General features: G+C 55.7%; 21 protein-coding genes, 1 tRNA gene and 1 pseudogene. 10 read left to right on the top strand and 13 right to left on the bottom strand.

The genetic code is table 11. The features are described from left to right. Positions 1-323: 323 nt before the first annotated feature. From ACR3EP_RS08420 to ACR3EP_RS08405, 4 genes are all read right to left on the bottom strand, one after another. The gene (locus ACR3EP_RS08420; RefSeq protein ID WP_170351303.1) at positions 324-500 is read right to left on the bottom strand and encodes a hypothetical protein; all 177 of its coding nucleotides are present in this window, start codon (positions 498-500) and stop codon (positions 324-326) included. A 242-nt stretch (positions 501-742) separates the two neighbouring features. Beyond that, entirely contained in the window at positions 743-985 is a 243-nt protein-coding gene (locus ACR3EP_RS08415) for a hypothetical protein (protein WP_480637293.1), read from the bottom strand. Between the two features lie 1,341 nt (positions 986-2,326). After that, positions 2,327-2,824 carry a hypothetical protein gene (locus ACR3EP_RS08410; protein WP_170351299.1) on the bottom strand — a complete coding sequence of 166 codons (498 nt, stop codon included), beginning with the start codon at positions 2,822-2,824 and terminating at the stop codon, positions 2,327-2,329. Continuing rightward, positions 2,817-3,236: a hypothetical protein gene (locus ACR3EP_RS08405; RefSeq protein ID WP_480637291.1), complete on the bottom strand. Its 420-nt coding sequence runs from the start codon at positions 3,234-3,236 to the stop codon at positions 2,817-2,819. Before ACR3EP_RS08405 ends, ACR3EP_RS08410 begins: the two co-directional genes overlap by 8 nt. Before the next feature lie 355 nt (positions 3,237-3,591). Here ACR3EP_RS08405 and ACR3EP_RS08400 point away from each other — a divergent pair, with 355 nt between their 5' ends. Next, positions 3,592-3,918 (top strand): hypothetical protein, encoded by a 327-nt coding sequence (locus ACR3EP_RS08400; RefSeq protein WP_480637290.1) that lies wholly within the window; start codon positions 3,592-3,594, stop codon positions 3,916-3,918. A gap of 112 nt (positions 3,919-4,030) precedes the next feature. On the opposite strand, the gene ACR3EP_RS08395 is transcribed toward ACR3EP_RS08400, so the two are convergent. Continuing rightward, complete coding sequence (locus ACR3EP_RS08395) at positions 4,031-4,252, bottom strand: hypothetical protein (RefSeq protein WP_480637288.1); 222 nt, start codon at positions 4,250-4,252, stop codon at positions 4,031-4,033. Positions 4,253-4,460: 208 nt separating this feature from the next. Beyond that, on the bottom strand, positions 4,461-4,691 hold the full coding sequence (locus tag ACR3EP_RS08390) for a hypothetical protein (RefSeq protein WP_170351296.1): 231 nt from the start codon (positions 4,689-4,691) through the stop codon (positions 4,461-4,463). Positions 4,692-4,897: 206 nt separating this feature from the next. Between ACR3EP_RS08390 and ACR3EP_RS08385 the strand changes: the two genes are divergently transcribed. Beyond that, entirely contained in the window at positions 4,898-5,299 is a 402-nt protein-coding gene (locus tag ACR3EP_RS08385) for a hypothetical protein (RefSeq protein ID WP_480637286.1), read from the top strand. Between the two features lie 628 nt (positions 5,300-5,927). Here ACR3EP_RS08385 and ACR3EP_RS08380 read toward each other — a convergent pair. Beyond that, complete coding sequence (locus ACR3EP_RS08380; protein WP_480637284.1) at positions 5,928-6,410, bottom strand: hypothetical protein; 483 nt, start codon at positions 6,408-6,410, stop codon at positions 5,928-5,930. Positions 6,411-6,721: 311 nt separating this feature from the next. Here ACR3EP_RS08380 and ACR3EP_RS08375 point away from each other — a divergent pair. Beyond that, a tRNA-Leu gene (locus ACR3EP_RS08375) sits at positions 6,722-6,806 on the top strand. 136 nt (positions 6,807-6,942) lie between these two features. Here the strand turns inward: ACR3EP_RS08375 and ACR3EP_RS08370 are convergent. Continuing rightward, positions 6,943-7,440 (bottom strand): hypothetical protein, encoded by a 498-nt coding sequence (locus tag ACR3EP_RS08370; protein ID WP_480637282.1) that lies wholly within the window; start codon positions 7,438-7,440, stop codon positions 6,943-6,945. Beyond that, the gene (locus tag ACR3EP_RS08365) at positions 7,433-8,200 is read right to left on the bottom strand and encodes a helix-turn-helix domain-containing protein (RefSeq protein WP_480637280.1); all 768 of its coding nucleotides are present in this window, start codon (positions 8,198-8,200) and stop codon (positions 7,433-7,435) included. The genes ACR3EP_RS08370 and ACR3EP_RS08365 overlap by 8 nt, the downstream gene beginning before the upstream one ends. A 603-nt stretch (positions 8,201-8,803) precedes the next feature. Between ACR3EP_RS08365 and ACR3EP_RS08360 the strand changes: the two genes are divergently transcribed. The 5 genes from ACR3EP_RS08360 (at position 8,804) to ACR3EP_RS08340 (ending at position 17,147) form a co-directional block, all read left to right on the top strand. Next, a complete protein-coding gene (locus ACR3EP_RS08360; RefSeq protein WP_480637279.1) occupies positions 8,804-10,990 on the top strand; it encodes a hypothetical protein in 2,187 nt (728 codons plus the stop codon). A gap of 125 nt (positions 10,991-11,115) precedes the next feature. Beyond that, positions 11,116-13,068: a type I secretion protein gene (locus ACR3EP_RS08355; protein ID WP_480637277.1), complete on the top strand. Its 1,953-nt coding sequence runs from the start codon at positions 11,116-11,118 to the stop codon at positions 13,066-13,068. 250 nt (positions 13,069-13,318) lie between these two features. Next, a complete protein-coding gene (locus ACR3EP_RS08350) occupies positions 13,319-15,340 on the top strand; it encodes a type I secretion system permease/ATPase (protein WP_480637275.1) in 2,022 nt (673 codons plus the stop codon). A gap of 12 nt (positions 15,341-15,352) precedes the next feature. Continuing rightward, entirely contained in the window at positions 15,353-16,705 is a 1,353-nt protein-coding gene (locus tag ACR3EP_RS08345; protein ID WP_170351284.1) for an HlyD family type I secretion periplasmic adaptor subunit, read from the top strand. 67 nt (positions 16,706-16,772) lie between these two features. Continuing rightward, entirely contained in the window at positions 16,773-17,147 is a 375-nt protein-coding gene (locus ACR3EP_RS08340) for a rhodanese-like domain-containing protein (protein ID WP_170379222.1), read from the top strand. Positions 17,148-17,151: 4 nt separating this feature from the next. Here the strand turns inward: ACR3EP_RS08340 and ACR3EP_RS08335 are convergent, their stop codons facing one another. Then, the gene (locus ACR3EP_RS08335; RefSeq protein WP_480637273.1) at positions 17,152-17,952 is read right to left on the bottom strand and encodes an alpha/beta fold hydrolase; all 801 of its coding nucleotides are present in this window, start codon (positions 17,950-17,952) and stop codon (positions 17,152-17,154) included. A gap of 49 nt (positions 17,953-18,001) precedes the next feature. On the opposite strand from ACR3EP_RS08335, the gene ACR3EP_RS08330 reads away from it, so the two are divergent. Beyond that, complete coding sequence (locus ACR3EP_RS08330; RefSeq protein ID WP_170362584.1) at positions 18,002-18,376, top strand: hypothetical protein; 375 nt, start codon at positions 18,002-18,004, stop codon at positions 18,374-18,376. Positions 18,377-18,433: 57 nt separating this feature from the next. On the opposite strand, the pseudogene glyA reads toward ACR3EP_RS08330, so the two are convergent. Then, positions 18,434-19,721: pseudogene (gene glyA / locus ACR3EP_RS08325) on the bottom strand (serine hydroxymethyltransferase). Between the two features lie 168 nt (positions 19,722-19,889). Between glyA and ACR3EP_RS08320 the strand changes: the two are divergent. Continuing rightward, positions 19,890-20,651 (top strand): NAD kinase, encoded by a 762-nt coding sequence (locus ACR3EP_RS08320; protein ID WP_254438711.1) that lies wholly within the window; start codon positions 19,890-19,892, stop codon positions 20,649-20,651. Between the two features lie 258 nt (positions 20,652-20,909). On the opposite strand, the gene ACR3EP_RS08315 is transcribed toward ACR3EP_RS08320, so the two are convergent. Further along, entirely contained in the window at positions 20,910-22,349 is a 1,440-nt protein-coding gene (locus ACR3EP_RS08315; protein ID WP_480637271.1) for an amidase family protein, read from the bottom strand. 94 nt (positions 22,350-22,443) lie between these two features. Next, positions 22,444-24,333, bottom strand: a complete 1,890-nt coding sequence (prpE, locus tag ACR3EP_RS08310) for a propionate-CoA ligase PrpE (RefSeq protein WP_480637269.1) — start codon at positions 24,331-24,333, stop codon at positions 22,444-22,446. Positions 24,334-24,510: the final 177 nt, after the last annotated feature.

Genomic DNA, 24,510 nt, shown 5'->3' with positions numbered 1-24,510 from the left:
CGCAACCGCAATATCCGACAAAGATGTTGAGTGTCTTAATTGGCTCGTCCGCCAAAGTTTGCAATGTCTGCTTTCTGCGCTAAGCCGGAATTGCAAAGTCTTGAGTTCAATGTCTGCTTTGGGCTGAGGCTGTGTGAAAACTCCGGCCCACGAGCTCTCTCGTCGCGCTCGTTTTGAGCGCCTGAGCAAAAGCTCTCAGAAGTGCGAGAGAATGCACATAGAAGGTGTTTTCGGCGTATTTCGCCAGACTGTCAGAGTTTTCACACAGCCTCGGCTGCGAGCGGTCTATCGCACCATTTCAGAAATCGCCGGCACTGACCCTTTTAGACCTGCTTTGGGGCGAGTTTGTTCCACTCATCCGCGCTCATGCTTTTTCGCGCTAGCCCATCCTCTGACGCGAACTGAGCTGCTTTGACGAGGAGAAAGGCCACCGTGATGGCGTCTACCTCGCAGCGTTTCTCGAATTCTTCGGTAGTTTCATTGGGCCTTTCTTCTGACATTCCCATTCCCTCTGTATCTGACGCTTTCGGGTAATTGGCTCACTTTGCATAATACTTCGTCGCCCTAAGAAAGCCAGTTCTCGGGCGTGCGAGCGCTTCTTCAGGAGAGGCTCTAATTCTGCAAACAACCTCGTCCTCCAGCGCAAGTGATTTGCAACGGTGTTGAAGGGCGGGAGATCGGCTCTGATACTCCTCATTGTTCGTTTTGATGGGCGTCATCTGGCGACACATCCCGCTCATTTTCAGACGTTGCCATTCTCCCGAACAGCCAACTCGGTGATTTTTCGAACCAGATACCAAACGCTGCTGCGGCGCGCGTGACCCTTGATCCAGCCGGTGACATTCTTGACCAGGATATCGAGATGCGGGGCTTCGTCTTCGAATACTCTGACTTTGTAGTCGGAGATATCCGCAAGCCCGGACATGTTTCCTGCACGGGCTTCCGCGATTGGGGTACGATTTACGTAAACAACAACTCTTAGCATTTTCGCCTTTCCTATTTTGTGGTGTCTGCATGCTTGGGTCCTCGTGGATCCGTCCTAGTTCCACGAGTGGGTTTTGGTCTTTTGATGCAGAAGGCCGCGCACCAGCCGTCTCAAAACCCGCACTGATCGGTGCCGTCCATAGGTACTCACCAAAGCTTCAACATCGCCGAGATCCAGCCGAAAGAACTCAGGCCTCAACCCAAACTCAGCAGCGAATTCGCTCACCAGGCTTTGAATGATCGCAGGCAGTTGTTCTTGGGTCGGGGCGGGATTTCATAGATTGTGCAACGGCTGAGAAGAGGGGCGGGTACGCCACTCAAGTGATTTGCGGTCAAAATCCAGCTCACATGTGAGGCATCCACGTCAACCGCCAGATATTTCTCTCGATATCTCCGGCCTCAGAGGGCTCGAGCAACGCAAGAAGTTCGCCGGTGATATCTCCGTTGCGGCTCGCGTGCGTCTTGTCGATTTCGTCGAGGATGATCATTGGGTTAAGGAGGCGTGCCGTTGCCACGGCCTCCGTCACGATCCCTGCATGCGCGCTACCCAACCTACCGAAAGACCAAACAAATGGTTCTCCGATTTGCCGCCGACGTTTGCGCTTTGCACATAAAGGCCGAGAGCTTTACAGGCTGTCTTTGCAAAGCTGTTTTGCCGACGCCGGGCTCGCCAACCAGTAGGGTGGGTTGGATATGAAGGATGTCAGATCCGATGCTCCATCGACACTCGATATCGTGGACCATCCCCTCGATGACGAAGTTGCAATGAGGGAACCTTTGGGAAACTGCACGAAGCTCGTTCAACTCATCAAGTGAGGCCAGTCGGGCGAACTGATTGCTCCAGGTTGTGAGTTGCTTGATATGTTCCGGCATCTCGTTTCGGAGGGTGCGCGGCAGTTACTCAAAGTCCACTTTGTCCAGAAGATATCGGGCAGCAGTGGTCTTCTCACCCTCTGCACGAGAAGCTTCCATGCTCATATCGGCAGTGTGACGTTCCGAAATGAGGCCCATGACCTCTTCCAGCGCTTCAGGCTCGGCATCTGTTCCACCGTGTCTTGGGCGAAGACTGCCAGAGCAGGATCGATTTCCCTCAAACGGTTAATTTCCGTCTGCCGCCAGTTGTCAGGATCATCGCTAAATCTTGCGGTTTCTTCTGATCGTTGTTTGATCACCTTGAGGAGGTCTTCAGAACTGGCTCTTTCCAAAATCATTTGCTTCACGATTTCCAGGATGCACGGGAGTTGAGAGCGCTTAAAACAAGGCGGAGGATGTCTGCCTCGTCATGGCAGAAGCCAGCCAGCGCAAAGATTTCATCTTCTTCCCGGTTGTTTCACTCATCGGGCTACCAACCTTTCGCGACACAGGAAGGGCAGCGGTGACCCGATGCGCCCCAGGCAATTTGGCCGATATAGCCGCAGCTTCGGCATTGAAGCACATCTCGCTTGGCACGCGTATTCAAACGCACTGTGGGAAAGGTCTCCATCCGTTCACTGGCCGCCTCGTGCGCGTGCCAGCAGCACAGGTTGACATGCCAGGCAGCAATGACTTGAGTTGTGGAGGCGTTGCCGCACCGCTCGCAAGACATCTCTGCTTCCTGCACGGCTTGCTGCAACCGCAGTTGAATGAATGTGTCTTCCTGCACGCCGTCTAGGTAGATCCGAAGCGAGCCGAATTTTTGCTTGATCTGTCCGACCGTGAGATAGCTTTCCTCTCGCTGATCGCAGTGCTTCTTGATCGCTTCAAAACACTCAGTGACAATCCGAACCCAGCCCAGATTGTCTTTTCCCAGATGCTTCTCAACGGAGCCGCGGATGTCATCGTAGTCGAAGGTGTCAGTCATCCGTCAGATCCCCGGTTCCGGGGCTCGGACTCTTGCGCTGAAGCGATTTCCTCCAGCGCAGCAATGAGACGATGCAGGCCTTTTTCTGTCTCTGCCGCCACCGTCGATTTGAGAGCGGAGAAGTGTTCGTCCGGTAAGTCGAACAGGCATTCAGCGACGTTTTGATGCCTGATACTGTCTGGGTCGAATTCGTGAAAGGGAATACCAACCGCAGAATGGCATCTGGAGGAAGAAGGCGCTTATCTTCCTTCCCATCGTCTGAGTACATGCGACCTGTATCGCCATGGAACAGAAGCGTTTCTTTCAGCTCACCAGTCTCGATGCGCGTTTTGACTTCAGATAGAAGCTCGTCGTTGGCGTAGAGCTTCAGGCGTCTTCTCAGATCTTCATTTGTTTTGGGGTCTTGTGACATGGAATGCCTCCAAAGAATGGTAGGAGGCGTCGGAATCGAACCGACTCGTGCACTCTGATCTGGAGCTATCACAGGGTATAAGCCCCGCCCGCATACCAATGCTGCCTCCCGCGTGTTTCGCGTGGGCTATCGACCTCAGGTCGATATTCGCTGGCAGTGGATGCGTGTGTTGGTCATGCGGTGAAGCTGAACCAGCGCGGGCCGTCGTGTCAAGATGAAGTGAGCAATACATCGTGGTTTACCGCGTAGTTCCGGGAACTTTCTATCATGGGTTGTGTGAATTGCTGCCTCCCGACCGTATCAGGCACGTATATTTCGCCACTCAAGGTGAGAATCGGTCGGTGATTCTGATCTAATGAAGAGCGCCCGAACGTTCTGTTTCTCGGTCGGCGCAACCGGGGTTTATGTATTCGCGTCTTCGCTGACACCGCTGGAGAGTGGTTCTTGTTTTATCGAACGTAGTGCGACGGGTTTCATGATCGGCGTGGAACCCGCCCAGATCTCACCAGTCTTTTTTCACGCAGCAGGGGCACCTCCGCCTGTCATCGGAACGGTCAATATGTCCAACATAACCGCAAACAGCACAGGTAAGGTGCTCGGCTGCGTCCGTTCGGCGGAAATAGCGGCGTTTGTGCTCGTTGAACCGTCTGGCAGCTTCTTCATGTGCACACCAACAGCATAACGTCATGATCCAGCTCTCTAAAATCTGTGGGCGTGCCGCGTTCCCGCATCGCTCGCAGCTCTGGTTTGCCCTATTGATAGTAGCTGCGACCCAGCTGCGGATGCGTTCATCCTCAGATGCCTTGCTGAAGTAGATCCGAGCTCGCCGAATTTTTCTTTGATCTGGAGAATCTTTGGATAGTCGATCCCAATCTCGTCACTGCGTGCTTTGATCTGCTCAAAAGCTCGGTCACGATCCCTGACCAACCCAGTGGGGTCTCACCCAATTCGTGTTCAACGCTTGTTTTAATATCGTCGTAGTCGACCACATTGATGGTGGCTTCGGTTTCGGACATGCCGCGTCCTCCTGGAATTCCGCCGGTAGGGGGTCAGCTCCGATTGGGTTCCGGCAGCACTTCGCTGGACAAAATGGTCTTTGCTTGGAGTGTCAACTGCAAGTTGTAGTATCTATTACTACAGGAAAGTCGCGTTTCTTTGTGCCGGATTTGCAACTGCTTCTCGTCGCGCATGACCTCAGGGAATTTTGGCTCGGTCGGGTTTTTCCTAGAGCGCATGCTTCCCATGCTTGCCTTGTTCCAACCGTGCGATCTCGGCTTTCAACAGCGCGATCCTCTGCGACGTCTGATGTTCCGCAATCAGATCGAGAAACATCTTAGTCTTGCCGCCGTGCTTCATGCCATAGCGCTCGTAGACCATCGCATTAAACACATCCAGCTTCGCCTTCGGAATCCGGAACTGGATGTGTTCATATTGTTCAATCGCTGTTTTTGTCATCGAATCCACCTTTATTGTCTGGTCGGTCATTTCAAACCTTTGTATTTTTAGAGAGTTCAGAAAGGGTCAGTTTCAGGGATAAGCCAAGTTCCCGCTGCAACAGTCTTTGCTGGAAAAATGGCTTGATGAGATTGCTTTCCTTGCAATTGCCAAGCAGTATCAAGGCATTGCTAACAACGAATACTTGATCGAACGGAAGCTACAACTTGACTACACCAAATGAACTTGGTCCCCACAACGCAATTTGGCTCGGCGACGGTGAGTGGATTAGCTGGGATGAGATCAACTGGCAGATTCAGTGCAAGGAATGGCGAGCAAGGTATCCGAACGCCCGGCTCTCACTCGTGCCTATTTTCGAGCAACTATTGGATGCTGCTGCCGCGTATTATGATGCCACCGGCAGCCATCTTCAGGTCTACGGTGACATCGGTGAGCTTTATGGCGCCATTACCTACGGCCTTGAACTTCATAGGAACTACGCACAGGGGTCAGACGGCCGCATGGGCAATGATTTCGTTGAGGTAAAGACGATTACACCATTCAAGAATAGAGACGAGGTCGTCGTCAACATGGATGGGAACCAGCAAACTGCTGGTGGTTCGTATTAACGAAGACTTTGACCTGTCTCACAAACTTGTCGACCGCAAGGACATACCCAAGCGAAAGGGAAAGTCATAGTTAAATGGGCTGACATGTAATCAGGTATGCAAGAGTCACTATCCTTTCCTTGTGGTAAGTGACAACACAGAGTTAGCCAATGAACGCGGATTCTAGGGGTGCAGATCATCTGATTTACTACCTTTGACCAGTCTGCGAGTTCCTCCAAGATCCGGTTCGAAGTTTGTTCGTTTGGGGCACCACGAAACTCATGAAATTACTTAAATATCAAAGCGTTAAAGTGCAGTCGCTAGATTCGAAGGTGAAACAAGAGGTGACGTTATGCCTCTAGTCATCGCTGAACTTGGAGCGATCATGATCTTAGTAAAGCACGTAACCCAGAAGAAAGAGGGTGGTGTTAACCAAGTCCTAAACGGTCACGGTCGTGAGAACGAGGTGAACCTCTTTTGGGATGTCTGCGTGCAACAGCTGCCATCGACTATTTAATCCGAAATGATCGACCATCGCCGTCCAAGCCAATTTCCAGCAGCTTCTGGCACGGGCCGCCAAAATATTCAGAACAGTTTCTTTATTGTTGCACCCAGTGACGTTTCGATAGGGGCAGGCGCTACGGGCGGTTCAGCTCAACTCGATGGTATTGCCGAAAAAATAGATGCTGGAAGGTTTCGTTATACTTTGTATGAACTCCACCCAATCTTCTCCGTAAACCTGCTCGAAAGATTCCGGGTAGGCCCAGATTGCATTGTGGTAGGTAAATGTGGTCAGCAAAACACCTAGCGTGCAGGCGCTGGCAAATTCCTTTTGCTTACCTTTGAAAAGCATCGAAACAAACAGACCAGCCATGCTTGCAAGACCAATTCCGACAATGTCTTGCGCGCCGGGTTGCCCACTTCCGGGCACGTTAACCAGCTGAGACTGAAAATAGCGTGTCAGAAAAACTGCAAAGGCACCTAGGAAAAAGGCTCCGATGAAAGAACCTGGGTATGCCAATCGTACCCAGATGCTGTCTGTTCTGCCAGGAGTGGCTTTGCTGGCGGCAACTTCGGCGCGCTGATTGATGCTTGAAACGCGGTCCTGAAAGGACTTTTGTTCTTTCTGCATAATAATACTCAGGGACCTTGATGAATCATCTCAATCAAACACCCTCCGAGTAGCGAAGCTGTAATGAGCGTGCAACCCTGGCGGGTGTGATCCTGTTCTGAGTAGAGCTTGCGCATCATTTTGGGAAATCACATGAAGTTGCGTAGCAAGCGTGTGGGTCGCCAACAAGCTGCGTGCTTCTTGGTCCACGCAAACATTTGCAGCCGGGATGTTTGCCGGTTCTCTTGGCGGCAAGCAACTTGCGGCTTTTCAATCACTTTGGTTGGCAGTATGAGTTTCGGAAGTCACCCGCTTTACAGCTTTGGTGGCGCGCGGATGTGGCGAAACTGGTAAACGCAAGGGACTTAAAATCCCTCGCCCTAGGGCTTGCGGGTTCGATCCCCGCCATCCGCACCAATTTTTACTGAAATGAGATGGTTCCAGATTGCCTTTGCCCGAGATTACAGCCGGCTTGGCAGGCAATGCGGCGACTGTTCAGTAAAATGGATGGCAGCTGAAGCGGGCTTTTAAGTACGGTTCTAATGATGTGTGATCAGACCGGGAAACCAAGTTGGTTGATCAGGCGCCAGATATCACGGTTTGCATTCGACAATTGCGCTACGATGCTTTCGATTTCCTGAATGGCCTTTTCATCAACCGTGTCTTCACGCCCCAGCTTAATATCGGTCTTTCGGTCCGCAATGCGCATCAGGATGGTCTTGGGGTTCCCGCTGTCGGCATCAAAGGAATAAATGCAATGGTTATACCTGTTCCGAATGGACGACAGTTTGGCCAGCCGTTGCGTGTGGGCGAGGATCGGATCGCGAATTTCGGCAGGGCGGCCTTCCATCTTTGCAAGACGTTCAACCAGATCGATCCGGGCGCGCGTCGTGTTGAGCGTCAAGAAGATGATAACGGCGACGTCCTTGTTGGTGCCGCTCAGCCCGGCAATCAGGTGGATCAACAGGCTTTCTGTGTTGGTCCACATGTAGTTCAGTTTGCCGACCAGCAAGATTAAGCGGTCAAAGCGGGTTTCCAGCGTCTCAGTCAATGGTTTGTCCGTGCGCTTCATCGGACGCCACTTCGAAATAGAACTGTGCTGCCGCGGTCCGGTTGCTTACACCGATCTTACCGGCAACATTGTGCATGTGCAGCTTGACCGTGTGCTCAGTGATGCCGAGGTTCGACGCGATGATCTTGTTGCTTTGCCCTTTCGAGACAAGGTGCAGAACCTGTTTTTCCCGCCGCGTCAGCCGGGAATAGATCGGATTAGGTTTCTTTTGATTTTGCTTTGGCTTTGCGGGTGTTTCACGCAGCAAGCGAGGTTTGTTCTGATTTTGCAGATTTGACACGCAATCAGCCATAAAGCACGGCAGATACAATTCCTCATGCATCAGCAGGCGCAGAATGGACCGCCACACATCCGGTGCAACATTCATGGGAAGATAGCCGACATCCCCGAACTGTCCCCGATCCCAGTTTTCGAACAGAAAACGGGCCGAGTCCTCTTTGCGGTACGCAAAGGCCAAACAACCTGATCCGGTTGCTTCGGTATAGACCTGCGGGCGGGCCAGCAAATCGTCTAACATAATCTGATCGACAACAACCACTTTGCCAGCTGCGGCAACCGGGGCGCCGGAAGTTTTCAAGTCGGCGATGTCGTCATACCGATGAGCGGCCACACCGAATTCGGATTGAACGCTTCGCAGTGTCTGGTTGGAAAAGAAGAGTTCCTTGCCGATGAAATTAATCGAGAAATCTTCGGTACTAACATCAAGTTGGGCAATATTATCCTGTAACGGATTGCTCATTATTTCCCCCTATAAACCCACGCCACAAAATCGGTGACGAAATCGTAAACAACAATCGGAACACAAATTAACGGCAAATTAGCCGACAGTCCTGACCGACTATACCTGAAAGTCTAATTTTCTTCAATAATTCGTATCGCCCTGCCAATTGGGACTAGAACTATTGATTAGGTTCGCCATGGCCGTTCTCGTAAAAGTAGAGAAAAATTATGGATTTAACCGAGTGGTCGAATTTCCGCCGCATTTTCGTGTATTTGCGCGTTAATTTTGGGTTAATTTTTAAAATTTTAAATTAAATCAGCATCTTACCATATCTAATGCTTTAGGGCAGCTATTCAGACAGCCTTCACGCTGCAACCATGTCCCTGCTTCAATTTGAGAAGCTTGGTTCCTGACGTGTCCGCGATTCGTGAATTTGCACGAATCCTGATTATCGCGGACAGCGCATCGGCTTAGCCGGGAAAGGAAGGTGGTGAACGAATCAACCAAATGAAACCGCTTCATGCGCGTATTGCGCCTGAATGCTTAAAAATTGTTTCAACTGCGCCAGTAGCCGTTTTGTAGATGAATGACGGTCGGGCGCTTAAAAAGTGGAATTTTGAAATGAAAAAGCGCAACCATGAACAACCTGTCAATGATGTTACTGCCATCGGCGAAGTGAACGTCGATGATGCATATGTTCATGTCGAAGCAGACGTGACCGTTGAAGAAGCAGAAATTGATGCGAACCATAATGAGCAAGGTCAGGACCAGGACCAGGGTCAAGATCAGGACCAGGGTCAGGACCAGGACCAAGGTCAAGACCAGGACCAGGGTCAGGACCAAGACCAGGGCCAGGACCAGGACCAGGGTCAGGACCAGGACCAGGGTCAGGATCAGGACCAGCACCAGTACAATGGTGACAACACCAATGACAACTCCAACTCTGTACACATTGACTTTGGTGAGGAAGGTCTCCGCCCCAATGACGATGATCTGGTCGATGTAGACGTATATGAAGGTGGCTCAGTCGAAGACATTATCACCGTCGGAAACGACTTTAACTATGATCCGGGCGACGACATGAACCTGGATATCTCGTTGGACGGTCAAGGCAACGACATGCTGGCCATCAACAACCAGGTGGCCCACCTGAATGACGATGACCATCTGGGCGCGGCACGTGTGTCGAATGACGGTGGTACCTTTGAACAGAAGGGCGATGCCTACGGTGGCGAGGCCAATGCTGCTGAAGGTATTGCATCACACGCAGACGGCGGTGACTCCGGTAACGGTGGATCAACCGACGGCGGCAATGCAATGTCATACACCAAGGGCGCATCTGCCTATGCGGGTGGTGGCGAAGCAGGTGATGCTGACGCCGACGCAGATGCCGGAAACGGTGGCGACTCGGGTGATGCAACAACATTGGGTCTGAACGTTGGTAAAGGCTACGCAAGCGCTGACGGCTCCGGAGACGGTGGCGATAGTGGCGATGCAAGTGCCGACTCGAGCGCCGACAATCAAGGTGACTCGGACGCGTCGGATGCGGACAGTGACGGTGGTGACGGCGGTAATGCCGGATCGATCGGTCTGGGTCTTGGTGTTGGTCTGTCGGGCGCTGGCAATGATGGCGACTCAACCGGCGGTGACAATGACTCCGATGCTGACGCTGACCAAGACAGCGATGCAGACGTCGATTCCTCGACTGGAGACGCAGACGGCGGCGACAGCGGCGCTGGCAATTTGGGCCTGGGTCTTGCGGGTGCCCTTGCTGGCAGCGTTGCTGGTAACGACGCCAGTGGTGACGGCGGCGACGGAACCGGTGGTGACGGCGGCGACGGTGGCGACGGCGGCGACGGTGGCGACGGTGGCGACGGTGGTGCTGGTGGCGCAGGTGGCGCTGACGGTGGTTTCCCCTTCGTGAGAGTGGCTGAGAGTAGAGACGGTCGCGACGGCGAAGACGGCGGTGCCGGTGGTGACGGCGGTGACGGCGGTGCCGGAGGTGCCGGTGGTGCCGGTGGTGCTGGCGGTGTCGGCGGTGTAGGTACTGGTGGTTCGGGTGACGGTGGTGACGCTGATGCGGACGCTGATGCGGACGCTGATGCTCAGGGCGTTGGCGATCAAACCGCAGATTCAGTGGCCGGAGCCGGTGGGTCCAACAATTCCGACGGTTCGGCAGATGCTGGCGGATCCGCTGACGCAACAGCCGACGGTGTTGGTGGCGGCGGCGGAGCACTGGATCTGGACGCAACTTCGGATGCCAGCGGTTCTGGGTCTGTAGACGCTGACAACGACGCCGGTGATGGCGCAGCTTCCAGCCTTTGGGCGGTTGCGGACACTGACGGATCCGCTGACGCGATGGCCGACGCAATCTCTGGCTATGGCGGCGCTGGCAGCTCCGACAACGACGCAACGGCTACCGGATACGGTACATCGGACGGAACGTCCACGTCGGGCATCGGTGGCGGCGGCGGTGCTGCACAAGCCACGGGTGGCCAAGGCGGTAATTCGCACGGCTTCGTCGATATTGGTGACACCAAAGGTGGCATGCAGCAAGGCGGCGACGCATCGGGTGCGAACTCGGGCGCAGGTGGTGCCGGTGGCAACGCTGGTGACTGGGGCTCGGGCAACGGTGGCGATGGCATCGTCAACGGTGAGTCGCACGCATCGGCCGCAGCGGTCGTCGATACTTCGGCGTTCAACCAGTCGATCGTCATGGGTGCCAACGTTCTTGGTAACTCGGTCGATACGACCATGGTTGGCGGCAACATGTCGTCCAGCTACTCCAGCGACGACACCGACGTTTAATCGGAAGCAGAGCCCGCTTTGGCGGGCTCTGACCTCTTAAAAACTGCCGGGGGCGCATTATGCGGCCTCGGCCCAACTTAACCTAAACCGGAAATTTCAGGCCGGGGCGGGGAAAGGATACTAAAATGGCACTCGACAGTATTACGGAACAAATTGCACATTTTGTTGGCACTTTTGAACTTACGACCGAACAGGCCCGTTGGCGTGATTTTTATGAAGAATTTACTGCTCTGCGCAAGAAAGCAGAGCTTGAGGGTCTCGAAGATCCGGCCCGCATCAATGTCAAAGCCAATCTGAAAATGGATCCGGGCGATTACGGCCCGGTGCCTTACAAGTTTGGACCCGCACAAGATGATGTCCCCCCACCAACGAAAAATTCTGGTCTGATTGATGGTGCTGATGGGTCACCCGGCCCTGCGATCGGCCCGGATGCCATCTTGCCCGAAGACGCGCCGGGATTCAGCTCGTTTGTGCAGATGAACATCATTCTGGAGCCCGAATACATCACCGAGCTGATTGGATCAGCGGTCACCTACACGGTGCAGAAAATCCATCTGATCGACAACGATGTCGTGGGCGAAGGTGACTTCCGCGATGTCGAGGCCCTGATGGCGCAAGCCGACGCGCTGCAAAGCGCGGCACTGTCCTTGCATGCCATATCGACCCCATCGATCCACATCCAGGACTATCAGTCCGGTGAGGCTGTCGAACAACTCATCGAACAAATGCAATCGCCCATTAATCTTGAGATTGAAGGCGTAACGGTACATCAATTCCACGGCGAGGATGCCTCGGGCATTATCGTGAATGGCGAGTATGTCGATGAAATTCCAGACTTTTTGGAACTGCTGCCGGAACATCACAAGGAAGATTTGGAGGACGAAGACGCCGAGGACGAGTTGGCCGAGGCATTGCCGGCCGAATGGGATCAATCCGAAGACCCCGAATTTGAAGACGGTCATTCGGTGGTCGCGGGTGGCAACTATGCCGTCAACGAGGTCGCAGTATCGGTTGGCTGGGTCGATGCGCCCAACATCGTGGTCGGTGGGCAGGCGATCAACCTGACCGCTGTCAGCCAGGTCGCTGTCGTCTCTGATGTCGACCAAGGTGCGCCGGGTGCGCAAAGCGACACGCATGTTGTCCAGTCTTCAAGCATCGCGACCGAAGCCAACGAGGCATCATGGGTGGAACACAATGTCTCGGATAATCCCGATCAGGACCCGATTGTCATGATCGACTGGATTTCCGGTGATCTGCTGGTGACCAATTTCATTGAGCAGCTTATCGACGCCACGGATATTGACCACATCAATACGGAAATCTCAGCTTCGTCCACAGCCTATACGCTGGGCGATAATGATATGGCCAATGTGACCAACATCATTCAGCTGGGCAGCTACTATGATGTGATCATTATTGGCGGCGATATGGTCTCGATCGACGTTGTGAACCAGACCATCGTTTTGTTGGACAATGATGTGATTCACGGCGCAAACCCGACGGATGCCGAAGACAATCTTGTAATGAACCAGGTATCGTTGACGACCGAAGGGGAAGACACCCACGAAGAGTTAAGCGACAATCTGGCCAGCACGGTATCTCTGCAAGAGGTGGATACCGATGCTCTGGAAGACGCGTTGTTGAATGATCCGATGTTTGCCGGAACAGAAGTGGTGCGGGTTCTCAAGATCGAAGGTGACCTGCTGCAGATCAACGTCATTGATCAGGTCACCATGTTGCAGGATGACGACGATGTTTACGTCGAAAACTCAAGCGGAGAAGGGGTTTCCGCGCTGGGTGCGGGCAACGCGCTATTGAATTCGGCCAACGTGACCAAAATGGGAATCGACTCTGTCGTGATGGCGCAAGAGGGCGAATACTCGGATGTGATGTTGCATCAGGCCAGCCTTATCGACAGCCCAGAAGAGGAAAATGCCGAGCTTGTCAACGAAGCGATCGCGATGTTGTTGGAGGATGTAGACGGGCCGGGCAATTCGGAAAACGCCCCAGGCCAGAGCAATCTGACGTCCTCAGAAGCGGCTGCCATCGACGACGGCCTGCAATCTATGCTAGCGTAGTAACCCTGTTTGTTACGAGTGTTTTGAAAGTTTTAACATGTCGATTGTTTTTCCGTCGCGCCCGAGACGATACGCCAGTCCGTTGGATCGTAACGCTGGTGCCGTTTCCAAGCCGCCAAGTGCGAGCAAATCAGATTTGAAACGGAAAAAAGTTCTCGGATTGCGCTTGAGCGAAGATTTACGCGTTAGTAATCCGCCAGACGGTGAACGGGAGGCAGTCGCCAAAAGCGATGCGAGCGCCGGCAAAACCGTGAAAGCTGATCCTGAACATCACGAAGTGAAAGAGGAACCGCACCTGCGCGCCGGATCTTCCCCCCGGCGCAAGCAGCCGCAGCCTGCCGAAGACAATGACCAACAGGGCAGCGGTGATGGGGTGGCCGATGTCGAGGGCCCCGATCCTGAACCCGTCAATAAAACGAGCGACCGTACACCCCCCGCGTCGCGCTCGAGTGGCGGTGATCGCATGGGCACCACTATCGAGGCCAAAGCGAACGAGCCAATGCTGCGCAGTAATTCTGGCGGCGGCGATGGCAAGGGGCCACCCCAAACATTTCACAAGCGAACGCCGCCTGAAGATTTTCAGGCGACGTTGCGCACTTCGTTACGCGCGATCTATCGCAATCTGGCTTTCGTGCTGGTTCTGACCTGTGCAACGAATGTTCTGATATTGGCGATCCCGATCTATCTGTTCCAGATCAGTGACCGCGTCCTGACTAGCCGGTCGTTGGACACGCTGATCATGTTGACCGCCATTGTCGCCGGGGCAGTGATTTTCCAATCCGCCTTCGATGCGGTGCGGCGGTTCATGCTGATGCGCACCGCGGTTGAGGTGGCAGCCCGTCTGGGTGCCCCGGTTCTCAGCGCTGCGGCGCATGCGTCGCTGCATGGCTCTGGGCGGGAATACCAAACACTGGGTGATTTGCAGCAAGTGCGCAGCTTTTTGGTCTCGGGGACGCTGATTTCCTTCCTGGACGTGCCCTTCGCACCATTGTTCATCCTGATGATCTTTTTGGTTCACCCGCAGCTTGGGATGATCGTGATCGTTACGGCGGTTTTGCTGATGACAATTGCATTCATCAACCAGCGTATGACGGCCAAACCCTTTGCCGAAGCCAACAAGGCGCAGTCCATGGCCAACATGCATCTGGATTCGATGTCGCGAAATAGTCAGATCATCAACGCACTGGCAATGATCCCCGAGGCCGTGCGCATCTGGGGCCGCGACACCGCACAATCCCTGACATGGCAGGTCCGCGCGCAGGACCGGAATGTGATTTTCGCGGCCATTTCGCGGGCGGTGCGTTTGCTGACGCAGATCGGCATTCTGGGTTGGGGCGCGTTTCTGGCTTTGCAGGGTGAGATCACCGGCGGCATGGTCATTGCGGCCTCAATTATCGCGGGCCGCGCTTTCGCGCCCATCGAGGGTTCGATCGAAGGCTGGAACGGCTTCCTTCTGACACGCGGAGCCTATGGCCGGATCAATCAATTGCTATCCAACTCGGCCCTGCAATTCGAAAAGCTGCGCTTGCCGCGCCCCGAGGGTCGGCTGGACGTGGAACGCCTTCTCTATGTGCCGGGCGGCACCAAGCGTGTTGTGCTGAACGGGATCAGTTTCTCGCTGAACCCGGGTGAAACTCTGGCCATCATCGGAAACTCGGGCGCGGGCAAGACCACGCTGGGCAAAACGCTGGTTGGGTCAATCCTGCCCACATCCGGCAGCGTCCGGCTGGACCTGATGGATATCCGCAACTGGGATCCGCGTCAGTTTGGCGAAAGCATCGGCTATCTTCCGCAGGACGTGCAATTGTTCCCCGGTACGATCAAAGACAATATCGGCCGGATGCGGGACGATGCGACCGACGAACAAATCCACGACGCCGCCGTTCTCGCCGATGTACACAACATGATCGCCACGTTGCCGCAAGGCTATGAAACCGTGGTGGCTGCGGATGGGTCACCCTTGTCAGGTGGTCAGAAACAGCGCATCGCACTGGCACGGGCCTTCTTTGGCAATCCGCGCATGGTGGTTCTGGACGAGCCGAACTCGAACCTGGACGTTGCTGGTGACAGGGCCCTTGCCCGGGCCATCGAACAGGCACGGGAAAGCAAGATTACCGTTGTAGTGATCACGCAGAAACCAACGCTGCTGAACGTGGTCGACAAGATCATGCTGCTGACGGATGGCCGTGTGGCGCTGTTTGGTCATCGCGAACAGGTTCTGCAACAACTGAACGGGCCGCGTAATAATCAGCCCGGCATTCAAAACAAATAAGGGGGGTGCGACATGAATGAACTGGTACCCGTGAACAACGATCCTAATGATCCGACCGTCTGGTATGCCGAAGTTCCACGCTCGATCAATCGTCTGGTTGTAATTGGGCTTACCATGCTGGTTGTTTGCTTTGGCGGTTTTGGCGTCTGGTCGTTCAGTGCACCGCTGGCCGCTGCTGTGATCGCACAAGGTAGTTTTGTCGCGACAGGTCGCAACAAGATCGTGCAGCACCTTGAAGGCGGTATCATCGAGGAAATCCAGGTTGTTGAAGGTCAGGCCATCAAAGCCGGGCAAGTGATGATGACGCTGGACCAGACCTCGGCCGAAGCCAATGAGCGTGAATTGTTCATCCGTAAAATCCGCCTGCAGGCCATGTCAGATCGTCTGAATGCTGAGTACAATGAACTGCAGCGGCTGGAGTTCTCGCCTGACCTTATTGCCAATTCAGAAGATACAGAAGTTCTGTCCATTCTCGATGGGCAAAAGATCACTTTTGATCTGTCCCGCAAGACGCTGTTGAACGACATCGCTCTGCTCGAACGCAACATGGAAGCTCTGAGAATTCGCTCCAGCGGGTTCAATGCACAGTTGGACAGCATGGTGCGGCGCTCGGAAATCCTGCAGGAAGAACTCGAAACCAAGCAGGCGCTGTTCGAAAAAGGCCTGGTGCGCAAAGGTGAGCTGAACACGATCCGTCGGGTTCAGGCCGAAGCGGAAGGGCAACAAGCACGGCTGCAGGCCGAAGCGGCTGAGATCAGCCAGATGCTGTTGAAATACGAAGAACAGATTACCCGCACCCGTGCTGCCTATCGTGAGGCCGCGCTGGATGAGTTGGGCGTGATCGAAGCCGATCTGGAAAGTGTCCGTGAAAAAGCTCGCCAGGCCCGCAGCGTTCTGGACCGCGCCGTTGTGCGGGCTCCGGTATCCGGCACAGTGGTGCGACTGCACTATCATACGCCAGGTGGCGTGATCGAAACTGGTGAACCCATCGCCGAAATTCTGCCTGCAGACGCTCCGCTGATCATCGAAGCGCAAATTCCGCGCACCGAAATCGACAGTGTTGTGACAGGGCAGGACGCCACCGTGCGTCTGGTCGCCCTGAATCAGAGGACAACACCGGTGCTGCAAGGGCAGGTGTTCTATCTGTCTGCGGACTCGGTGATCGAGGATTCAACCGGAGCCCCGCAAGAGGTCTATCTGGCCCGCATTTCACTGGAACCAGAAGAGATTGAACGCGTGCGCGGCTTTATCCCAACACCGGGTATGCCCGCCGAGATCATGATCCAGACCGAAGAGCGGACCTTTGCGGCCTATATCGCGAAACCTGTGACGGACAGCATGTCGCGCGCATTCCGCGAACAATAACAGGGGCGGTCTACACCTTCCATTTTTCGCATGTTAGCCTTCGGTGATATTCACCGGAGGATTACTGATGCCATTGACAGTAAAAGCCATGATGGAGGCCGCAAATGCGGTCGTCGAACGTGTAGACACCGATTTTGCCCAACAGGTCATGGAACAGGGCGGGTTGCTTCTGGATGTGCGCGATGCCGTCGAATTGCAGCAGACGGGCCGGGCCAATGGCGCTCATCACATTCCGCGCAGCATGTTGGAATTTCGCGCCGATGAAAGCTTGCAATCTCACGACCCCGAGCTTCGGAAAGACCGCCCCATCGTTCTTTATTGCGCCGCTGGTGGCCGCGCTGCTTTGGCCGGTAAGCTGCTGAAAGACATGGGATATGAGCAGGTCTACAATCTTGGCGGATTGCCCGATTGGATTAATGGTGGGGGTGAGGTGTCGTCCTAAAGGATCAGGCGTTCAGAAACGCCCTTACGGCGGCTTCGAATTCGCGCGGTTTTTCGGCGTGCAGCCAGTGGCCTGCACCGGGGATTTTGGCAAACCTGGCGGCCGGGAATAGCGTGCGGATCAGGCCACGGTGTTCAGGCAGGACATAGTCAGAATCGCCGCCCGAAAGAAACAGGGTCGGACCATCCCAGGTTGCGTCCAGCTGCGGAAAACCCATGATTTTGGGCATCTCGGCGGCCAGAACATCCAGGTTCAGTAGCCAGCGTTGCCCCTGAACATCCAGCGACTGCGTGAAAAAGCTTTGAAGCGCTTTTTCTACACCCAGTTCGGCCAACTGCTCTGACGCGTCCGAGCGCCGCTCGACTTTTGACAGGTCAACGGCGCGCATCGCCTCGATGAACTGGATCTGGCTATGAGAATAGGTGACTGGCGCGATGTCGGCGACCACCAGTTTGCGCAGCAGTTCGCCGTGTTGCAGCGCCAGCGTCATCGCCGCCTTGCCGCCCATCGAATGGCCCACCACGTCGGCTTTGCCGCCAAAATGCGTGATCACTTCGGCCAGATCATTGGCAAGGTCGCCATAGCTGTGCTGCTCGGTCCACATGCTGTACGCGTGGTTGCGCATATCGACGGCCACAACCTGCCGCTCATCAGCCAGCCGTCTGGCAATTACGCCCCAGTTCCGGGCCGAGCCGTACAGCCCATGCGCAATCAGCAAAGGGGGGTTCGCGGTCGGTTCACCATGTATGATCGTGTTCAGCATGAAGTTGTGATACCCGCCGTGAATAGAAACGACCAGCCCCATTGTCGCCTTCGCAAGAGGCGGCTAGATTGGCGGGCTTGGAGGCCTCGTCATGTCGGAAAAAACAGATATCCAAACCCAGATCGCGCAGACGGTTCAGTTGCTGCGCAAAAAGTTGGGTGTGCGGGATAAGACGCTGACGGCTTCGATCCGCAAGGCCAAGCGGCAACTGCCCCGGCGGATTTACAAACAGGCCTTGCTGTTGGCCAGTGCCGAGCCAATGGCCGCCCATCCAAAGCTGCGGCTGGTTCTGGACACCCCGAAACTTGCGCGTGCGTCAGAAGAGGTTCAGGCGCATCTCAGCGGTATCAATCGCGCCGACCGGCGGCTGGGCTGGTTCCTGGGGATGCTGGGGGGACTGGCGTTCAACCTGATCGCTTTAACGATTCTGTTGCTTGTCTTCTTGTGGTGGCAGGGTTTTATCTGATCCGTATGAAAAACGGCGCCTCAAAGGCGCCGTTCAAGTCTTTGATTTTCGACCTGATTACAGGTTCGGATAGAGAGGGAACTTGGCGCAGAGGTCCGCGACCTCGGCCTTGACCTTGGCTTCGACGGCGCTGTTGCCGTCTTCGCCATTGGCGGCCAGCCCGTCGACCACTTCGATGATCCAGTCGGCGATCTGGCGGAATTCGACCTCGCCAAAGCCACGGGTGGTGCCAGCAGGCGAGCCCAGACGGATACCCGAGGTGATGGTCGGTTTTTCAGGATCAAACGGCACGCCGTTCTTGTTGCAGGTGATATGCGCGCGGCCCAGGGCCTTTTCGGTCGCGTTGCCCTTCACGCCTTTGGGGCGCAGGTCGACCAGCACCACATGGGTGTCGGTGCCGTGGGTCACCGTGTCCAGACCGCCCTTGATCAGCTGATCCGACAATGCCTGCGAATTGACGACGACCTGCTTGATATAGTCCTGAACGCAGGCTGCAGAGCCTCGCCGAAGGCCACGGCCTTGGCCGCGATCACATGCATCAGCGGGCCGCCCTGAATGCCGGGGAAGATCGCCGAATTCACTTTCTTAGCGATATCTTCATCATTGGTCAGGATCATGCCACCACGCGGACCGCGCAGGGTCTTGTGCGTGGTCGTCGTCGCCATGCGCGTGCGGGAAGGGCTGGGGTGTTCGCCTGCCGCAACCAGACCGGCGAAATGCGCCATGTCCACGTGCAGATAGGCACCGACCATGTCGGCGATCTCGCGCATGCGGGCAAAGTCGATCACGCGGGGAATGGCCGAGCCGCCAGCGATGATCAGCTTGGGGCTATGCTCTTCGCCAGCGCCTCGACCTGATCATAATCCAGCATGTTGTCTTCCTTGCGGACGCCGTACTGCACCGCGTTGAACCACTTGCCCGACTGGTTGGGCGCGCGCCGTGGGTCAGGTGACCGCCGGCATCTAGGCTCATGCCCAGAATGGTGTCGCCGGGTTGGATCAGCGCCGAACACGCCCTGGTTGGCCTGGCTGCCCGAGTTCGGCTGCACGTTGGCGAAGTCGCAGCCGAACAGCTGCTTGGCGCGGTCGATGGCCAGGTTTTCAGCGATATCAACGAATTGGCAGCCGCCATAGTAGCGCCGCCCGGGATAGCCTTCGGCGTATTTGTTGGTCATCACCGAGCCCTGCGCCTCCATCACGGCGGCAGAGACGATGTTCTCGGACGCGATCAGCTCGATCTCGTCGCGCTGGCGGCCCAGCTCAGATGTGATCGAGCCAAAAAGCTCAGGGTCACGGTCGGATAGGGATTGGGTGAAAAAACCGGTATCACGAAGATTAGCGTTCATGGGGGCTCCACAGGGCTGGGTAAGAATCTTGCGGATTTCCTATCGGAAACGATTCATATGCAAAAGCTGTAAAGCGACGATTTGGCCCGCTACGGCGTCAAGTCTGGCCTATTGGGGAAAGGTATGTTTGTTTCGGAACCAAATGTACAACACCGGAAACCGGAAAAGATGACAAAGAGAATCGCCTTTCTCGCAAGCGACGTCAAAGTGGCGCAATCTGCACGGGAAAGCCTTGTGAAACGGTATGGCAATGCAGCGCCCCGAGATGCGGATGTAGTGGTCGCGTTGGGGGGCGATGGATTCATGTTGCACACGCTGCACAACATGCAGCATCTGGACACGCCCGTTTATGGCATGAATCGCGGCACCATCGGGTTCTTGATGAATGAATTCCACAAGGACGATTTGTTGGACCGTTTGGCCGCGGCTGAAGAAGAGGTGATCAATCCGCTGGCGATGAAGGCCATGGATCAATCCGGCAAAATGCACGAGGCGCTGGCGATCAACGAGGTATCGCTGCTGCGGGCCGGCCCGCAGGCCGCGCGTTTGAAGATCAGTGTCGATGGTCGGGTGCGGATGGATGAGTTGGTCTGCGATGGGGCCTTGCTGTCTACGCCCGCCGGATCAACGGCTTACAACTATTCGGCGCACGGGCCGATATTGCCTATTGGGTCGGATGTCTTGGCCTTGACGGCGATTGCCGCGTTCCGTCCACGCCGTTGGCGTGGGGCCCTGTTGCCCAAGATCGCGAAGGTTCGTTTCGACGTGCTGGACGCGGATAAACGTCCAGTCATGGCTGACGCGGATTCTGTTTCCTTTCCGGATATAGACTGGGTTGAGATTCGCTCGGAACCCACGATCCAACACCGTATTCTTTTCGATCCCGGGCACGGATTAGAAGAGCGCTTGATCTCGGAGCAGTTCACCTGATCTCTCAAAAGTGAACTTTTTCGAACTTGTGTGATCCAGTTCACAGGCGTTTGACTCACCCTTTGGTAATCTTAACTTGCCCGGAGAACACGCCAAGGTGGGAGTGAGTGGCCACCAGACGGCGTTTTCGAATGATTGCGCAGTTTTCGCGCCGGCGAGGGTAGGTGGTGCTACGCTCGTTGTCAGATTTCCGGGCTTATTTAAGCAAGCGGACCTCGGGTACAAGAACCCGGGGTCTATTTTTGTGATTGAGCGTATTCAAGCGCGTTCTTCCATATTTTGCCATAGCGGCAGGTACATATGACCCACGCGCGCTTCGATCGCGGCGGCGGCGTCAACTGCCATGTCCTCGCGCCACTGACGTGCAGCGATCTGGATATTGATCGGTTGCGGCCCTTGCGGCAATTCGGCCAGACGCGCGGGCACACTAGCGGCAGGAAGCCCCAGGAAGTTCATTGCGTAGGAATAGACCGCACAACCCAGAACCTCATGCACGCCTTCTGGCCCTTCGGTGTCCCGGTCAGGTTTGAAGAAGGGCTGCGGCAGGAAGGGTGACAGGACCAAAGGGTAATCCTGCATGAACAACGACCATTCCCGCGCATAGTGGCTGCGTTTTGCCATTACTTGCAGCAGTTCGGTGCCGAGAATGGGCGGAAACTCCTGAAAATAAACGTCAAAGATATTACGTATGGTTTCAGATCCGGCGGCCTCGATATCGCTTTTCAAAAGGGTCAAAACTTCGCCCATCAGCGCACGGTACCCGGTTCGGCCACAGTCGAATACGTCCGGCGGCGAGACCTCTTCCACCTGATAGCCCGCGTCATTCAGCGCATCGCGCGCGGTGTCAAGGGCCCTGTCGACCTCGGGATGCAGCGCATAGCCAAAGGTGTCTTTGGTGAAGGCTACCTTGATAGGGCCATCCATCGGCGCACCGCGCCAAGGCATCGGGACGTGAAACGGATCACGCGGGTCTGCTGCAATCAGGCTGGGCATCGACAGGTGAAGGTCGGCAGCAGAGCGAGTGATCAGCCCTTGTACTGACATGGATTGCGCCAATAATCCGCGCTCGGTTTGTTGGCTTGGGTTCCAGGCAGGCACGCGGCCCAGGCCGGGCTTTACGGTAACTGCACCGTTGGCGGCGGCTGGAAACCGCAAGCTGCCGCCAATGTCGTTGCCATGCGCCAACGCCCCGATCCCGGCCATTACGGCAGCCCCTGCGCCCCCTGACGAGCCGCCGGGCGAGATGTGCCGACCCCAGGGGTTCTGCGTGCGCCCATGCAGCGGGTTGTCTGTGTCAGCGCGAAACGAGAACTCGGGCGTGTTGGTGCGCCCGATCACCACCGCCCCGGCGTTTTGCAGGTTACGGACAATCGGCGCATCATCAGGCGCAATCACGTCTTTCAAGGCCACAACGCCATTTGAAGTGGCATGGCCTTTTTGATCGACATTGATTTTTATTGTGACTGGCACCCCGTGCAGCGGACCGGTTTGTGCGCCCTGTGTCCGCTTCTGATCAAGGGCGCGTGCGCGCTCCAACGCCTCGGCGCTCAAGTCCTCGACCACTGCGTTCAGGCCGGGGTTGGCCTGATGCATTCTGTCAACGGAGCTTTGCACCGCGTCCTCGGCGCTCAGATCCCCACTGCGGGTCAGGGCGGTCAGGTCGGTGGCGGTCAGACGCCAGATGTCTGTATGTGTCATGGGGCCTCACTGTCTTGAGCAGACAGTAGGGGCCTTGTGTCCGGTTGCAAGGGAAAGCCGTGCAGCGGGCGACCAAAGGCCGCCCGAGGCTTGTCTACTGCGCAAAGCCGATGGATTTCAAAGCCACGGTGATTTCGTCCAGAATGGCCGGATCATCGATAGTTGCGGGCATTTTGAATTCCTTGCTGTCGGCAATCGACACCATAGTCCCGCGCAGAATTTTTCCGGATCGGGTCTTGGGCAGGCGATCCACCACAACGGCTTGTTTAAATGCAGCCACCGGGCCGATCTTTTCGCGCACCAGCCTGACCACATCCTGCACCACCTCGCCGTGGTCGCGATCGCAACCCGCGTTGAGACACAAGAAGCCTACTGGCATCTGACCCTTGAGCTGATCTGAAACACCGATCACTGCGCATTCGGCGACGTCAGGGTGGGCGGCCAGAACCTCTTCCATCCCGCCAGTAGACAGGCGGTGACCGGCCACGTTGATCACGTCATCGGTGCGCGCCATGATGTAGAGGTATCCTTCCTCATCAATCATGCCCGCATCGCCGGTTTCATAGTAGCCGGGGAATTGGTTGAGGTACGAGCTTTTGAACCGCTCTTTCGCATTCCACAGGGTTGGTAGTGTACCCGGGGGTAGCGGCAGCTTCACAGCAATCGCACCCAGTTCGCCGGGCTTCATCGGATGGCCACCTTCGTCCAGAATCTGCACGTCATAACCCGGCATCGGCTTGGCGGGAGACCCTAGCTTGACCGGCAATTCTTCGATCCCCAGCGGGTTTCCGGCAATAGTCCAGCCAGTTTCGGTTTGCCACCAGTGGTCGATCACCGGCACTTTCAGCGCGTCCTGTGCCCACTCGATCGTATCGGGGTCGGCGCGTTCACCGGCCAGAAACAAGGCGCGCAGGTTGGACAGGTCGTATTTTGCGATCAACTCACCCGAGGGATCCTCGCGCTTGACAGCGCGAATGGCGGTAGGGGCGGTGAAGAAGCTTTTGACCTTGTGTTCGGAAATCACCCGCCAGAAGGTGCCCGCATCGGGGGTGCCGACAGGTTTGCCTTCGAATACAATCGTGGTGTTGCCATGGATCAGCGGGGCATAGCAGATATAGGAGTGCCCCACGACCCAACCCACATCCGACGCCGCCCAAAAGACGTCTCCGGGGTCGACGTCATAGATGTTCTTCATCGTCCAGTTCAGTGCCACCAAATGACCGGCGGTGGGGCGCACCACACCCTTGGGTGCGCCGGTGGTGCCCGAGGTATAGAGGATATAGGCCGGATCGTTGCCATCCACAGGCACACATTCCGCAGGTTCGACCCCGTATTGGAAGCCATGCCAGTTAAAGTCACGCCCCTCGATCAATTGCGCCACTTCCTGTTCACGCTGGAAAATCACGCAGAACTCGGGCTTGTGGTTGGCCAAGTCGATTGCACCGTCCAGCAAGGGTTTGTAATGGACCACGCGGCCCGGCTCCATTCCGCAGGACGCGGCGATGATTGCTTTGGGCTTGGAATCGTCGATCCGCACTGCCAACTCGTTGCTGGCGAAACCGCCGAACACCACTGAATGCACGGCCCCCAAACGGGCGCATGCCAGCATCGCCTCAAGCGCTTCGGGGATCATCGGCATGTAGATGATGACCCGGTCGCCTTTTTCGATACCCTTCGCCCGCAATGCCCCTGCCAACGTCGCCACGCGGTTGCGCAGCTCGACATAGGAAATCTCGCGCTTGGTGTGGGTGATGGGACTGTCATAGATGATGGCCGTTTGCTCGCCTCGGCCACTTTCGACATGGCGGTCCACCGCATTCCAGCATGTGTTGACCTTGGCATCGCAGAACCATTCATAAAGCGGCGCGTTGTCGTCAAACAGAGCCTTGGTCGGTGGTTGAACCCAATCGATGCCCTTAGCGGCCTCCATCCAGAACCCTTCTGGGTCGTTCTTCCAGCTTTCATATACGTCCTGATAGGCCATGGCGCCCTCCTCCAACACAGCTTTTGGAATGTGTTAGGCATCCTTAGCAAACCGGGCAAGCCGTGCAGCAGATGGCGCGTCAGTTTATCGCAAAAATATTTGCAACTTCGGTCAAATTGCTATGCAAATTTTTGCAAAATGCGTGCTTTTGAAAGGTTTGTTGGCAGGCGCGCAGCG

The sequence above is a fragment of the Ruegeria sp. BB10 genome (assembly GCF_056535725.1).
The sequence above is the reverse complement of the archived record's forward strand: the minus strand, read 5'-3'. Positions and strand labels throughout refer to the sequence as shown.

Bases quoted from the DNA above. Each gene is read 5' to 3' on its own strand.
- ACR3EP_RS08315 (WP_480637271.1), bottom strand. From the start codon at position 22,349: ATGACACATACAGACATCTGGCGTCTGACCGCCACCGACCTGACCGCC.
- ACR3EP_RS08355 (WP_480637277.1), top strand. From the start codon at position 11,116: ATGGCACTCGACAGTATTACGGAACAAATTGCACATTTTGTTGGCACT.
- ACR3EP_RS08380 (WP_480637284.1), bottom strand. From the start codon at position 6,410: ATGCAGAAAGAACAAAAGTCCTTTCAGGACCGCGTTTCAAGCATCAAT.
- ACR3EP_RS08390 (WP_170351296.1), bottom strand. From the start codon at position 4,691: ATGACAAAAACAGCGATTGAACAATATGAACACATCCAGTTCCGGATT.
- ACR3EP_RS08330 (WP_170362584.1), top strand. From the start codon at position 18,002: ATGTCGGAAAAAACAGATATCCAAACCCAGATCGCGCAGACGGTTCAG.
- ACR3EP_RS08345 (WP_170351284.1), top strand. From the start codon at position 15,353: ATGAATGAACTGGTACCCGTGAACAACGATCCTAATGATCCGACCGTC.
- ACR3EP_RS08340 (WP_170379222.1), top strand. From the start codon at position 16,773: ATGCCATTGACAGTAAAAGCCATGATGGAGGCCGCAAATGCGGTCGTC.
- ACR3EP_RS08335 (WP_480637273.1), bottom strand. From the start codon at position 17,952: ATGGGGCTGGTCGTTTCTATTCACGGCGGGTATCACAACTTCATGCTG.
- ACR3EP_RS08420 (WP_170351303.1), bottom strand. From the start codon at position 500: ATGTCAGAAGAAAGGCCCAATGAAACTACCGAAGAATTCGAGAAACGC.
- ACR3EP_RS08365 (WP_480637280.1), bottom strand. From the start codon at position 8,200: ATGAGCAATCCGTTACAGGATAATATTGCCCAACTTGATGTTAGTACC.
- ACR3EP_RS08395 (WP_480637288.1), bottom strand. From the start codon at position 4,252: ATGTCCGAAACCGAAGCCACCATCAATGTGGTCGACTACGACGATATT.
- ACR3EP_RS08400 (WP_480637290.1), top strand. From the start codon at position 3,592: ATGAAGAGCGCCCGAACGTTCTGTTTCTCGGTCGGCGCAACCGGGGTT.
- prpE (WP_480637269.1), bottom strand. From the start codon at position 24,333: ATGGCCTATCAGGACGTATATGAAAGCTGGAAGAACGACCCAGAAGGG.
- ACR3EP_RS08405 (WP_480637291.1), bottom strand. From the start codon at position 3,236: ATGTCACAAGACCCCAAAACAAATGAAGATCTGAGAAGACGCCTGAAG.
- ACR3EP_RS08415 (WP_480637293.1), bottom strand. From the start codon at position 985: ATGCTAAGAGTTGTTGTTTACGTAAATCGTACCCCAATCGCGGAAGCC.
- ACR3EP_RS08320 (WP_254438711.1), top strand. From the start codon at position 19,890: ATGACAAAGAGAATCGCCTTTCTCGCAAGCGACGTCAAAGTGGCGCAA.
- ACR3EP_RS08360 (WP_480637279.1), top strand. From the start codon at position 8,804: ATGAAAAAGCGCAACCATGAACAACCTGTCAATGATGTTACTGCCATC.
- ACR3EP_RS08410 (WP_170351299.1), bottom strand. From the start codon at position 2,824: ATGACTGACACCTTCGACTACGATGACATCCGCGGCTCCGTTGAGAAG.